This is a genomic window from Streptomyces sp. NPDC007929, assembly GCF_042959065.1.
Classification (GTDB): Bacteria; Actinomycetota; Actinomycetes; order Streptomycetales; family Streptomycetaceae; genus Streptomyces.
This window is the reverse complement of record NZ_JBIBKD010000010.1, coordinates 85,358-98,806: the sequence shown is the minus strand read 5'-3', so window position 1 is coordinate 98,806 and position 13,449 is coordinate 85,358. Positions and strand designations below refer to the sequence as shown.

At 72.5% G+C, this 13,449-nt stretch carries 8 protein-coding genes and 1 pseudogene; 5 read left to right on the top strand and 4 right to left on the bottom strand.

Annotated elements, in window-relative coordinates:
- Nucleotides 1-68 precede the first annotated feature (68 nt).
- The 3 genes and pseudogenes from ACFZDE_RS30510 to ACFZDE_RS30500 all read left to right on the top strand — a co-directional run.
- Nucleotides 69-419 (top strand): annotated as a pseudogene (locus ACFZDE_RS30510) (tannase/feruloyl esterase family alpha/beta hydrolase); the annotation flags it as partial.
- Nucleotides 420-814: 395 nt separating this feature from the next.
- A complete protein-coding gene (locus ACFZDE_RS30505) occupies nucleotides 815-2,014 on the top strand; it encodes a S8 family serine peptidase (RefSeq protein ID WP_391001725.1) in 1,200 nt (399 codons plus the stop codon).
- Nucleotides 2,015-2,246: 232 nt separating this feature from the next.
- Entirely contained in the window at nucleotides 2,247-2,777 is a 531-nt protein-coding gene (locus tag ACFZDE_RS30500) for a 2'-5' RNA ligase family protein (RefSeq protein ID WP_391001727.1), read from the top strand.
- 418 nt (nucleotides 2,778-3,195) lie between these two features.
- Here the strand turns inward: ACFZDE_RS30500 and ACFZDE_RS30495 are convergent, their stop codons facing one another.
- Complete coding sequence (locus ACFZDE_RS30495) at nucleotides 3,196-5,367, bottom strand: endonuclease (RefSeq protein WP_391205247.1); 2,172 nt, start codon at nucleotides 5,365-5,367, stop codon at nucleotides 3,196-3,198.
- A gap of 376 nt (nucleotides 5,368-5,743) precedes the next feature.
- Between ACFZDE_RS30495 and ACFZDE_RS30490 the strand changes: the two genes are divergently transcribed.
- Nucleotides 5,744-7,288, top strand: a complete 1,545-nt coding sequence (locus ACFZDE_RS30490) for a fused MFS/spermidine synthase (RefSeq protein WP_391205244.1) — start codon at nucleotides 5,744-5,746, stop codon at nucleotides 7,286-7,288.
- 28 nt (nucleotides 7,289-7,316) lie between these two features.
- Here ACFZDE_RS30490 and ACFZDE_RS30485 read toward each other — a convergent pair whose 3' ends face one another.
- On the bottom strand, nucleotides 7,317-7,955 hold the full coding sequence (locus ACFZDE_RS30485; RefSeq protein ID WP_391205241.1) for a hypothetical protein: 639 nt from the start codon (nucleotides 7,953-7,955) through the stop codon (nucleotides 7,317-7,319).
- Entirely contained in the window at nucleotides 7,952-9,604 is a 1,653-nt protein-coding gene (locus tag ACFZDE_RS30480) for a protein kinase (RefSeq protein ID WP_391205238.1), read from the bottom strand. Before ACFZDE_RS30480 ends, ACFZDE_RS30485 begins: the two co-directional genes overlap by 4 nt.
- A 432-nt stretch (nucleotides 9,605-10,036) precedes the next feature.
- Between ACFZDE_RS30480 and ACFZDE_RS30475 the strand changes: the two genes are divergently transcribed.
- Entirely contained in the window at nucleotides 10,037-12,808 is a 2,772-nt protein-coding gene (locus tag ACFZDE_RS30475; protein WP_391205235.1) for a hypothetical protein, read from the top strand.
- Between the two features lie 78 nt (nucleotides 12,809-12,886).
- Here ACFZDE_RS30475 and ACFZDE_RS30470 read toward each other — a convergent pair whose 3' ends face one another.
- Nucleotides 12,887-13,384: a peptidylprolyl isomerase gene (locus ACFZDE_RS30470; RefSeq protein WP_391001739.1), complete on the bottom strand. Its 498-nt coding sequence runs from the start codon at nucleotides 13,382-13,384 to the stop codon at nucleotides 12,887-12,889.
- Nucleotides 13,385-13,449: the final 65 nt, after the last annotated feature.

The window sequence follows — 13,449 nt, the reverse complement described above, 5'->3', positions numbered from 1 at the left end:
CCCCGCCATAGCCTCCCGCGTATCCCTGTTCCCCACGGTGGAGGCTCACACGTGCGCTTCTCGTTCCGCCCCGGTTCTCCCTGCACGGCACCCTGGACGTCCTGCTGCCGATCACCCAGGACTCCGACGTCTACGCCCGCATGGTGCGCCGGGCCGGCCGCGCCCCACTGCACCGCTACTACCGCATCGCGGGCGGCACCCACACGGACGCCCTCGTCGACACCCACCCGGAGCGCCTGCGTCCCCTCACGCCATGCCACCGCACGGCCTTCACGGCCCTGGACAACTGGCTCACAGCCGGACACCGCCCGCCCGCCTCCCACACCGTTCCGATGCCCGAAGGGGCAGACGCCGCGACCCTCCTGAACGCGTGCTCCCTCAAGGATTCTTCGACGCGTTTCTCAGCCGGGAAAAGTTGAATGGGCATCACCGGGGAACTCCCGGGCCGGGGTGGTGAATCGGTCTGGTTCTTTGTGCGGGGCGCGAGCCGCGAGAAATTTCGTATTGGACGAGTTGCCGGTCGGTAATCGCTTGCTGCGGAACGGGGGCTGTCTACCCAGATTGTTCGGAACCACCGCCACTCCTGATGCATGGTCACACATCCTCGACACAACGTCCGTATGAGGGTCGGGCGTGTGATGGAGGAAAGCGCCGGAAAAGATGGCCGGTTCAGGCCCAACCGACCTGCTGATACTGCCTGGAGTGGCGTGAAGCTCTTGATCTGCGCACATCAATAGGTCAGGTTCGAGGCGGACCGATCGCGGTTCCGGTCCGCCCCCCACACCCCCCACAAAGCGACGAGGAGAACCCTCACATGTCAGCTCGCGCATTCACACGCAGAATGCAGGTCCTCACCGCCACGGCTGTCGTCGCGACCCTGACGACCATCGGGACGGCGCACGCGCAGATCCTTCCCGAATCCGCTCCCGCCGAGGGCACCGTGTACGGCCTCGGCGCCAAGGGAGCCGTCCCGGGCGCCTTCATCGTCACGCTGGACGACAAGGTGGACAAGTCCGACCTCGCCAAGGAGTACGGCGGCAAACTCAAGCGCACGTACTCGGCCGCCCTCGACGGCTTCTCCGCCGGCGGCCTGTCGGCGGACGAGGCCAAGCGTCTCGCCGCCGACCCGGCGGTCGCCAAGGTCGTACAGGTCAAGAAGTTCAGCATCGACGCCACCCAGGACAACCCGCCCTCCTGGGGTCTCGACCGCCTGGACCAGGCGGACACCGCCGGCGACAGCAAGTACACCTACCCCGACGGCGCGGGCGAGGGCGTGACCGCCTACGTCATCGACACCGGCGTACGGACCACACACAAGGACTTCGGAGGACGGGCCGCTTCCGGCTTCGACGCCGTGGACAACGACGACGACGCCTCCGACGGCAACGGGCACGGCACCCATGTCGCCGGCACGATCGCCGGCGAGGCCCACGGTGTCGCCAAGAAGGCGAAGATCGTCGCCGTCCGGGTGCTCGACGACAACGGCTCCGGAACCACCGAGCAGGTCGTCGCCGGCATCGACTGGGTCACCAAGAACCACCAGGGGCCGTCCGTCGCGAACATGAGCCTGGGCGGTGGCGCCGACGAGGCCCTCGACGAGGCCGTGCGCAAGGCCGTCGCCGCCGGCGTCACCTTCGCCGTCGCCGCCGGCAACGAATCCTCGGACGCCGGGCAGGGTTCCCCGGCCCGTGTCAAGGAAGCCCTCACCATCGCGTCCTCGACCAAGGACGACAAGCAGTCGGACTTCTCCAACTACGGCGCGGTCGTCGACCTCTACGCCCCCGGCTCCGACATCACCTCCGCCTGGAACGACAGCGACGAAGGCACCAAGACCATATCCGGCACGTCCATGGCCACCCCCCACGTCGTGGGCGCCGCGGCCGTCTACCTGGCCGGACACAAGGACGCCACACCGGACCAGGTCGCCAAGGCCCTCACCGACGGCGCCACTGCCGACAAGATCTCCAACCCCTCCCAGGGAACCGCGAACAAGCTGCTGAAGATCGTCGAGTAGTCCTCCTCGACCGGCGCCCGCCGTGCCGCCCCGACACGGCACGGCGGGCGCCGTCGCCGTCGCTCGCCCCCCCCACGGCTGTTTCTCCCGGCCGGCCGAGCGCAGCGGTCCTCGCACCCGCCCTCGCACCGCCGGGTGGAGCCGGACGCGGTGGCCGCGTGTACGGCACCCGGCCCGCCGGACGGGCCCGGTCGGTCGTCACCGCGCAGGTGATCGCCGGTAGGCTGCCGCGGTGCGCACGGTCGAGCTGTTGTTGGACGAGGCGGCGGAGCAAGCGGTCCGGGAGGCCTGGCGGCGGCTCGCGGACGCGGGGCTGCCCAGTCAGGCGCGCCACCGCTCCCCGACCAACAGCCCGCACCTCACGCTGGCCGCCTGCCCGGAACTGACCGCCCCGATCCGCTGGGAGCTCGCCGAGGTGGTGGCCTGCCTCCCGCTGCCGGTCCGGTGCACCGGTGTGGTCCGCTTCGAACGGCCCACCTCCGTGCTGGCCTGGGCGCTGGACCTCGACTCCGCGCTGGCCGGTCTGCACCGCAGGGTGTGGGAGGCAGTGGCTTCGGACAGCCCGCCCGAGACCCTCAACCCCTTCCACGAACCCGGGCGCTGGGCCCCGCACATCACCCTCGGCCGGACCCGTCGGGCCGGCGCGTTCGCCGACCGGCGGATCCCCGATCTGCTGCCGGTGCCACCGCTGTCCATCCGGCTCACGACACTGCGCAGCTACGACACGCAGACCGGCGCACTGGAGGTACTGGGGCCCCGCTGACGCCCCTCGCGACGCGAAGAGCCGAGGTGTCGCCGACCCCTCCTGCATCAGCCGCTGCAACTGCGCTTCGCCGCGCCGGTAGTCCGGTGACGGCGCCCGCCGCGTCGAACGACACCTGCGCCAGGACCACCTGGCGGCCCACGTCCTCGAAGCCGTCCCTCGGCAGCAGCCGCACCCAGGGGGCGTGCAACGGATCAGCCGGGTCTCGCCGACGGCCGGCGGCAGACCCGGGCCGCCCGCCGAGGCCCGCACGCCCCCGGCCCGTGGGCGCGGCCGGTCGCCGCACGTGGCCCGGCCCCGCGCAGGGCGCTGCGTCGCACGGCCTGGGCCTCAGCCGCCTTGTCGCCCTTGGGACGCTCCAGAAGGGGGTGGTCGCCGTGGGCCGGTACGGGGGACCGGCCCGGTCCGGCCGGGTGGCTCAGGGCCAGACACCGGAGAAGTCGAGCGTGCGGGCCCACTCGGGGTGGTCTATCAGCGGGTTCCGGTTGCCCTGGAGTTCCGCGGCGGCGGCGTTGCGATGCCGCTCGTACTCGGTGACCGGCTCGCTCTCGTGCCACTGGAGCAGCAGGGGCAGCCGCTCCCGGGGGAACTCCCGGGCGACGTCGCCGACCTGGCCCGGATAGCGGATCAGGAAGTACAGGGTGGCCCGGGCCACCACGCCCTTGCCCTTCTCCGGCTCGAACCCCACGGTCTCGCGCTTGCCGCACGCGCCCCGGACCGCTTCGTCGAAGTCGGGGAAGTCGATGTACGGGAAGTTGCCGCGGAAGCTGTTGCAGCCGACCTCGCAGGCGAACAGATGGTGCAGATCTCCCCGCATGGGCTCCTTCTTGCCGAACCACGACTGCGGCACCACGTGCTCGCAGTTGAACGGCATGGAGGCCTCCAGCACGTCGAACTCCGCCTCGAACTCGGCCGGCCCGGCCGTGCGCTCGTGCAGCAGCAGTTCCTGCACCCGGTCCAGCCGGGCCTCCTCCACGGCCGCGTCCGCCCGTATGAGTTCCTCGGCGGAGAATTCCCTGCCCGAGTAGATGCTGCACAGCCGCCCGTTCTCGTGCAGGTCGACCCACGGGTAGACGAGCCGCATCGGCTTGTACCGGGGCTGCGGCGCGTGGGTCCGGGTCAGCAGTTCGGTCAGGGCGCGGCGTAGTACGTCACCGTCGTCGGCACGGACGTTCGCGTAGTAGGCCTCGCGCGCCACGGCGTCGGCCTGCCGGTCGTAGTAGGGACGCTCCTGCGCCAGCCGGTGGTTGGTCAGGGCCGCGTCGATGTCCTTCTCCACCGCCGAGACGACGTCCGGCCGCCCGGGCGCGGGCGGCGGCTGCGGTGCGGGGGTGCCGTCGAGGGCGACGGTGATCCGCAGCGGGACGACGAGCTGCGCGGACGCCCCGTTCGCCCGGGCCGGAACCCGGAGCTGGGCCTCGGCCGGCGTAGCGTCCATGGTCGGGGCCTGGCCCAGAACGCCGTCGGGGCGCGCGGAGGTGGAGAGTTCCGGCGGGCGGCCGGTCGAGGGAGCCGGGGTCAGACCCGCGGTGGCCACCTCGTCCCGCAGCCGCGCCGCCTCACCGGTCAGCGGCGTCTCGTGCAGGGCACGCAGCACGCGGCTGATCCGCACCCCCTCGTTGGCCCGCCAGGCCAGCTGCTGTTCACCCATCTCCGGTTGCCACACCGCGCCGCCGACACTCAGCGGCCGGCCCTCGGCGTCGGTCTGCGGAACGGCCGAGTGGTGCAGCGCGACGACCTCCCACTGGTCGTTGAAGACCGGAGAACCCGAGGAACCCTCACGGGTGTCGGACTCGTAGTGCAGGAACCGCTCCAGCACGTCCACGATCTGGTTGTCGCGCAGCGAGAGCTGCTTCGGCTCACCCCTCGGGTGCTGCACGATGTTCACGAACTCCCCGATGACGGCCTTTCCTTGTGCGTCAGTGAGGGCGAGCCGGCCGAACGACGACAGCTCCTCGCCCTGTGCGCCGCGCGGGGCCACCGCGACGAGGCTGTAGTCCAGCGCCCGGTCGGTCACGAAGAACCGGGCCGGATCGAGCGGGAAGACCGCGGGCGTCAGCGGATCCCCGTCGACACCGTCCTGGAAGGCGAACGCGACCGTGCTGCGTGAGGCGACCTGCGCGTCGCGCAGCACATGGTTGTTGGTGAGCAGCAGGGACGACGAGACCAGGAAGCCGGTGCCGTGCCCGCCGCCCGGACCGCTGATGGTGACCCGGCCGACCGGACGCGAGGCCCGCACCCCCTCCTCCAGGAACGCCACCGGCGTGAGGTTGTTGCGCCCGATCAGGCGCTCCAGACCCAGGACTTCACCGGTGAAGGACTCCGGGGGCAGACCCAGGGTGCTGCCCGCGCTGCCGGCGGGCACCGTGGGGTTCTGCTCGATGGCCCGCGCCATGGCCCAGTCGGCACCGAGACGCGCGAGCCTCTTCTCGACCCGCTCCGGCTCGTCCGCGTACAGCACGCCGCGGGTGTCGAGGACGGAACGGTGCCGGTCGCGCTGTTCGGTGCGGTTCGCGTAGCGCGCCGCGGCCATCGTCAGCTGGGAGAGATAGTCCGACTCGCGTTCGGAAGCGATTTCCGCCGTGGCCATGATCCGCCTCCTGGCCTGGATCGGGGCGGAGGTGTCCGGGACACTTTCCTTGGAGGACAGGCGGGACGCGTCCGGAGCGGCGAAGGCGTCGGCGCTGCCGAGGAGACACGCGCGAGATGCGCCGCGGGCCTCTTTGCGTGGAAGTGTTGTCACTTCGATGCTTCCAGAAGTGACGCAAGGGTGCAAAGGGACCGAGGGTGCTGAACGCCCGGCCTGACCGGCCCGAACCCTTCGCTCTCCGCCCGGGCCGGCCCGGCGACTCGATCGATGACCTCACGTGCCGGGCCCCGTGAGCGTCGTCGGCCGCAAGTCACCCGGCGCGACGGAGAGATGAGGGTTCGCGCGGCACCGTTCGGTCCGGGTGCTGCGTGTAAGAATGTCGCCCGTGACCGAATCGTCTACGCCGCCCGTCGCCGAGCACACGCCGGGCCGTGTCGGTCTGGGCCCCCGCGCCGCCGCCCTGCTGGTGTTCGGATCCTCCGCAGCCGTCCTGGTGGTCGAGATCGTCGCGCTGCGGCTGCTCGCTCCCTACCTCGGCCTGACCCTCGAGACCAGCACCATGGTGATCGGCATCGCACTGACCGCCATCGCCTTCGGCTCCTGGATGGGCGGGCACATCGCGGACCAGGTCGATCCCCGCCGGCTCATCGGTCCCGCGCTCGGCGTGTCCGGAGCGGTGGTGGCGCTCACCCCCTCGGTGCTGCGCTCCACCGCGCAATGGGCACCGGCGGTGCTCCTGGTGATCGCGTCCCTGACCATCCTGGTGCCGGGCGCGCTGCTCTCCGCCGTGACGCCGTTCGTCACGAAGCTGCGGCTCACCAGCCTGGCGGAGACCGGTACGGTCGTCGGCCGCCTGTCCGGGGTCGGTACCGTCGGCGCCATCGTCGGCACCGTGCTCACCGGCTTCGTCCTCGTCTCACGGCTCCCGGTCAGCGGGATACTGCTCGGCCTCGGAGCACTGCTGGTGGCGGGCTCGGCGTGGTTCGAGTGGCGAACGCGCGGATGGAGCGGCACCCCCGCCCTGACCCTGGTGGTCCTGGCCGGGGGCCTGGGTGTCACGGTCGCGCCCGGGGGCTGCGACGTGGAGACCAAGTACCACTGCGCGCGGGTCGTCGCGGACCCCGGCGGGGGCACCGGCCGCACCCTCGTCCTGGACGGCCTGCGGCACTCCTACGTCGACGTCGACGACCCGACGCATCTGAAATTCGCATACGTACGCGCCATCGCGGCAGCGGTGGATGCCGCCTTCGCGCACCGTGAACCACTGGCCGCCCATCATCTGGGCGGCGGCGGACTCACCCTGCCCCGCTACCTCGCGGCCACACGGCCCGGAACGCGCAGCCACGTCTCCGAGATCGACGGCGGGGTCGTCGCCATCAACCGTGAGCAGCTCGGACTGCCTCCGCAGGCCGGCATCGGCGTACGCGTCGAGGACGGCAGGCTGGGTCTGCGGCGCCTGGACACCGGCAGCCGAGACCTGGTCGTCGGCGACGCCTTCGGAGGCGTGAGCGTCCCGTGGCACCTCACCACGGCGGAGGCGATGGCCGACGTACGGCGGGTGCTCGACGAGGACGGACTGTACGTGGCCAACCTCATCGATCACGGTGACCTGGACTTCGCGCGGGCCGAAGTGGCCACCCTGAGCGAGACCTTCGAGCACGTCGCCGTCCTCGGCGCACCCGCCGACATCGGCCAGGGCCCGCCTGCCGACTCCGAGGGCGGCAATCTGGTGGTGCTCGCCTCCGAACGGCCGGTCGACCTCCGTACGACGCAGAAGAACCTGGACGCCCGGAAGACCGGCTGGACGATCACCACCGGCGACGACCTCGACGTCTGGACCGGCGACGCCCCGCTGCTCACCGACGACCACGCGCCCGTCGACCAACTCCTGCAGCCCTACAGCCCGCAGACCGGCCGCTGACACCGGGCCCGTGGCCCGGTTCCGGCGGTCAGGGGCACGTGTACGTGAAACGGGTGGCCGCCGTGCGCTCGGTCCCGGACAGCAGGCGCAGCTCCGCCCGGGCGGTGTGATGTCCTGGGCCCTGGAACGTCCACCGCAGATGGAGTCGCGCCCGCTTCTGTCCCCGGACCGTCACCTCCTCCAGGACGTCCGAGGCGGTGCCGTCGCTGCGAACCCAGCGGTAGGACAGTGTGCCGGGGCGGCCGTTGGTGGTGACGAGGGCGACGATGTGCGCGGTGCCGTCACAGCCGAGGGCCGTCGGCCGGGCCGTGACCGTGATCGTGCCGACCCGCAGCGGCTGCCCGAGCCGCTGCCAGGCGAGGAGCGCGAGGACACAGAGCACGACGAGCACGGGCAGGGTGTGGCGGCGCAGCCGTCGACGCCGAGGAGCGGGCGGTGCAGCGGCGGCGGGCATCCGATGGGTGCGCTGCGCGAGGGTGGCGGTGACGCCCGGGCCGAAACGGAGCACGGTGCCCTCGACGCGGTCGGGCGGCGTCGAGCCCCCTTCCATGGTGGGCTCGACGAGGGTCTCGTCCGCACCGGGGCGCTGAATCCAGTGACTGGCCAGCACCGTGGCGCTGTACTCGGCGTCGGGCGCGGGAGCGTGCTGATCGTCGTGTGCGGTCACCGGAGGTCGCACCGCCTCGTGAGGAGCTGCTGCGCTGCGCCGCCGTCGGCGGAGGCCGGGGTCGTGGTGGCCTGGACCGCCCAGTAGCAGGCCAGGTTCTGGAAGGTGTGGTCGACGGTGAGGGTGTACTGGGTGGAGCCGCCGCGCTCGAAGGTCTGGGTCGGTCCGTCCTGAGCGCCCAGCGGGCCCGCCGTACGGCCCGCGAACCAGGACACCGTGATCGAGACCGGGCCGGTGCCGTCCGTGGTGACAGCGATGGTGGCCGTGGCGCTCGCCGGACCCGTCTGCCGGAAGGCCGACACCACGACGTCCTTGACGGAGGGTGCGGCAGGCGGCGCGGGCTCGCTGGTCGTCGGTGTCGCCGCAGTGGCCGGGCCGCCGGGTTCGGTGCTCTCCGGGTCGCCGGAGGGGGTGACGGAGGCCGGGGGATCATCCGGCCCGGTGGCCGTCGGGTCCGTGGACGACGACAGGCTGGGGGAGGGGGACGGGGAGGCCGACGCGCCGGATGTGGTGGACGCGGACGGCGAGGACGAGGCGGCAGCGGGCGGCGCCGCCTCGTGGCCGGACCGCGTGCTGGTGGTGGCCTGAGCCCGCGCGGTCCGCTGCGCGGCGGTCCCCGGGTCGAAGGGGACCCCGAGGGCCAGGAGGAGACCCAGCAGGGCGGCACCCGCGGACACGAGCAGCCCCGGCCGTCCGGGCAGCCAGGACCGCGCCCGGCCGAGCCCCGGTGGACGGTGCAGGACCGTGCGAGCGGTGTCCGTGGTGCCCCGGGGAGCCTCGTGGGACGAGGGCAGGAGCAGCGGCAGCAGGGCCACCAGGGCGGCGAGCCGGCCCCGGCCGCGTTCCTCCCAGTCGGGACCGTAGGCGCTGCCGGCGGCGCTCTCCAGCTCGGCGACGAGGTCCTCGGCGCGTGCGGGCCGCTCCTGCGGATTCTTGGCCAGGCCGCGGCGCACCAGGTCCCGTACCGCCTCCGGGGTCTCCTCGGCCGGCACGGGTGCGTCGACGTGCTGGAGCGCGAGTTCGGCGAGGTTGTCGCCGAGATACGGCTTGCGGCCCGTGAGGCATTCGAAGAACGTGGCCGTCGCCGCGTACACATCGGCGGCCGGCGAGGCCGGAGCGCCCGTCCACTGCTCGGGGGCCATGTAGGAAGGGGTCCCGGCCACACCCGAGCTGGCGCCCGCGTCCACCGCGATGCCGAAGTCGACCAGCTTGGAGCAGCCGTCCGGCGTGACCAGGACGTTCTCCGGCTTGTAGTCCCGGTGGACGACGCCGATCCGGTGCGCGTCGGCCAGCCCGAGCAACGAGCCCTTGAGGACGACGAGCGCGGCCTCGGGGTCGAGCGGGCCCTGGCGCTTCAGCAGCGCACGCAGGGAGACGCCGTCGACCAGCTCCATCACGATGGCGGCGCCGTCCGGGCTCTCCACGTACTCGTACAGCCCGGCGACGTACGGGCTCTCGAGACCGCCCAGCAGCCGGGCCTCCGCGCGGAAGTCGTGCACGAAGCCCGGCCGGGTGCGCAGGGACTCGCTGAGGTACTTCACCGCGACCGGAACACCGGTCTCCTCGTGCACGGCCTGGACGACCCGCCCGCTCGCCCCTTCCCCGAGTTCGAGCGACCCGGTGTACCCGGGCACCTCCCACGTGTTCATCGCACCCCCCTGGGCCACCGTTCGGCATCGGCCGGCCCCGCATTCGAGGACATATCTTTCGGCCACGGCGGTTGCGTGGCCAGAAGGATGCGTGAGGCGTGCCCGGACCGTGACAGAACGGTGAAGGTGGTCCGGGAGATCCCGGCCCACTCGGCCGGCCGAGTGCCGCCGCGGGCTGCCTGCCCCCGGACCGCCCTCGCGGGAATCCGGCCCGGCGGCGAAGTCGTAGGTGCCCGACCCGACCTGGTGCGGCATTGACCGGATCGCCGAGCCCGCTCGCCCGGTAGGGCCGCACTGGCTTGATCACACCCCCGCCCGCCACCCGCACCCCCTCCAAAGACAACCCCCGGACACCCCACCCCCTCCTACGTGGCGCGAGAGGCGCCCGGGACCGACGGGACGTCTGCGCTCGGGGTACAGAGGAGAGGACCATTGAACCGTGCCCGGCGAATAGGTGTCACCGCCGTGGCGGTGGTGGCGGCCCTGGTGGGCTCGCCCGGACTGGCACAGGCGGAACAGCCGCGCGCGGCGGGGCTGTTGAGCGCGACCGACGACGCCCCGCTCCCGCCGGGATGGCGGATCGGCGAGAAGGGCGGGGCGCGTGAGCTGGTCTGGCGTGCGCCCAGGACCGTGCCCATGGGCGATGCCCGGGTCGAGTTCCGCACCGGGAACCGGCTGCTCGGCGTGCCGAAGCCGGCGAGGGACGGGCGGACCTTCCGGCTCGCTCTCGACGAGACGGCGCGGCCCGAACAGCTGAAGGACCTTCAAGTGACGGCCGCGGGCCGCAGGCTGGACGCGGCGGCCGACGCCCCGCACGACTCCGCCTCGCGCGAGGCCCGGCCGCCCGCGCAGGCACCGGCGAACGGCGTCGACCCGGGCAAGCCCGGCTCGTACCGCACGGTCACCGGACGGTACGACCTCGACCCCGTGCGCCTGCCCGGGTACGACACCCCGGTGGAGATGACCGCCGAGGTCGTGGCACCGAAGGGCGCCACCGGCAAGCGGCCGCTCGCGCTGTTCCTGCACGGCCGCCACTCCACCTGCTACAAGCCGGGCTCCGAGGACGACGTCACCGGCGACTGGCCCTGCGCGGACGGCTACAAGCCGATCCCGAGCCACCTGGGCTATCTGCGCGACCAGCGCCTGCTGGCCTCCCAGGGCTATGTGACGGTGTCGATCTCGGCGAACGGCATCAACGCCCAGGACTGGCGGGCCGAGGACGCCGGCGCGCAGGCGCGTTCCTCGCTCGTACGGCAGCACCTCGCGCGCTGGGCCGACTGGACCGCCCACCGCTCCTCCGCCCCCGCCGCCGTCCGCGAGGCACCGAAGGCCGACCTCTCCCGCGTCCTGCTCGTCGGCCACTCGCGTGGTGGCGAGGGCGTCAACCGGGCCGCCATGGACAGCCTCTACCCGCCGCCGGCCGCCGAGGACGGCTACCGCGGCCCGGTGCGCTGGAAGGTGCGCGGCACCGTGCTCATCGGACCGACGATCTTCGGTCAGAATCCGGTCGCCGACGTGCCGTCCGTGACGCTGCTGCCCGGCTGCGACGGCGACGTCTCCGACCTCCAGGGCGAGGACTTCGTCGACGGGACGCGCGGGATCAGCCGGGGCACGGCACTGCACAGCGCCGTCTACATGGTCGGCGCCAACCACAACTACTTCAACAGCGAGTGGACCCCTGGCGAGGCCGTCGCACCGGCCCAGGACGACTTCGGGACCGACCCCGACCAGCCGGACCCGGTGTGCGCCCCGGGCGCCGCGACCCGGCTGACCGCCACCCAGCAGCACAAGGCGGGCGCCACCTACATCGCCGCCGCGGCCCGGCTCTTCCTCGCCGGGGACGACCGGGTGCGACCGCTGCTCGACGGCTCCGGCAGGCGGGCCCCGTCCGCGGGCCCGGCCCGGGTGCTGACCCACGCGGTCGGCGGCCGCCGCGGCGGCGGCTTCCTGCCGGACGGCGGCGCGAAGGTGAGCGGCGCCCGGCTGTGCTCGGCGATCGACCCGGACCCGGCCGTGGCCTGCCTGGCCCCGGCGACCCCCGGATCGTCACCGCACTTCGCGTCCTGGGAGACGGAACGGGAGACCGGCCGCAGCGCGGTGGCGCTGAAGTGGTCCGCGCCGGGCAGGGCCGCCCGGGTCACGCCCGCCAAGCCGCTGTCCCTGCGCGGCGCCCAGAAGCTCGCGCTGCGGGTCTTCGTACCGCCGAACACCACGGGCACGAAGTTCGACGTGTCCGTCACCGACTCCTCCGGCCACCGGGCGAAGCTGGGCTCGGTCCGGGTGGACGGACTCCCCGGCTCCGCGCGAACCGCCTCCTACTGGGCTCAGGAGCTGCGCGTCCCGCTGTCGGCGGCGACCCGCGCCGGACTCGACCTCAAGCGCGTCAAGTCCCTTGATCTGACGCCCCGTTCGCGGACCGGGAAGGCCTGGCTGATGGACGCCTGGGGCTGGGCACCCGGCATGCCGGCGGTGAAGGCGGCCGTACTGCCGCGTGTCGACGTGGGCCGCACGACCGTCAAGGAAGGCGACTCGGGCACCCGCACCTACCGGATCCCGGTCAAGATCTCCGGCCGCGGCAGCGGGCAGGTGCGGGTGTACGTCCTCGACCCGGACAGCGGCCGCGCCGGCGACCGCCTCGTGACCGTACGGCCCGGCAGCCACGCCATCGACGTGCCGGTCAAGGTGAAGGGCGACACGGTCTACGGCGACGACGTGGCGCACGACATCGCCGTCAAGGCCGTCCGGGCCGCCGTCGTCGGCAAGCACCGGGGAGGGGTCACCGTCGAGAACGACGACCCCGCGCCGGAGATGACCCTGTCGCCGGTCGCGGACCGGGTCACCGAGGGCGAGCCGCTGACCTGGCGGCTGTCCATCGACACCCCCACGACGGTGGACATCTGGCAGCCCGTGCGGGTGCTCCCGGCCACCGACGGCGCCGAGCTGTCCACCAAGGACGTCGACGCGCAGTGGCTCAAGGACTGGTCCGGCGACGTGCCCGACCCCGAGCGGCCGCTGTCCGAGGCGAACCTGTGGATGTGGCTGAACATCCCGCCCGGGAGCACCGGCGTGGACTTCGCCGTGCCGACCGTACGGGACCAGGTGACCGAGCCGGCCGAGTCGATGCGGCTCGCGCTGACCGACGACAACGCCGAGCCGCTGCCCGGCAAGCCGGTGCTGACGGGCACGGTGCTCGACAAGCCGTAGGCACGCCACACGGGGGTGTGTGAGCACCCTCCGGTGCGGGGTCCGGCCGGTCCGGGCCCCGCACGCGACGGCGTCCCGTCAGAGGGCGCCGGAGTCGGCGATGGTGATCTTGGCCGAGGTGCGGCCGGACTGCGAGCCGTAGCTCTCGATCTTGCGCACGACCTCCATGCTGCTCTCGTCGGCGACCTCACCGAAGACGACGTGCTTGCCGTCGAGCCACGACGTCACGATCGTGGTGATGAAGAACTGCGAACCGTTGGTGTTCGGGCCCGCGTTGGCCATGGAGAGCTGGCCCGGCTTGGTGTGCTTGAGCGTGAAGTTCTCGTCGGCGAACTTCTCCCCGTAGATGCTCTTGCCGCCCGTGCCGTCGCCACGGGTGAAGTCACCGCCCTGGAGCATGAACTCCGGGATGACGCGGTGGAAGGACGAGCCCTTGTAGCCGAAGCCCTTCTCACCGGTGGCGAGCGCGCGGAAGTTCTCCACGGTCTTGGGGGCGACGTCGTCGAACAGGTTCATGTTGATCCGGCCCGCGGGGACGTCGTCGATGGTGATGTCGAAGAAAACCTTGATAGTCATGCCCCCATCCTTTCATCCGTCCTCACAGGCGCAGCACGAGCATCTCGGGTGCGGCCCGTACCGCC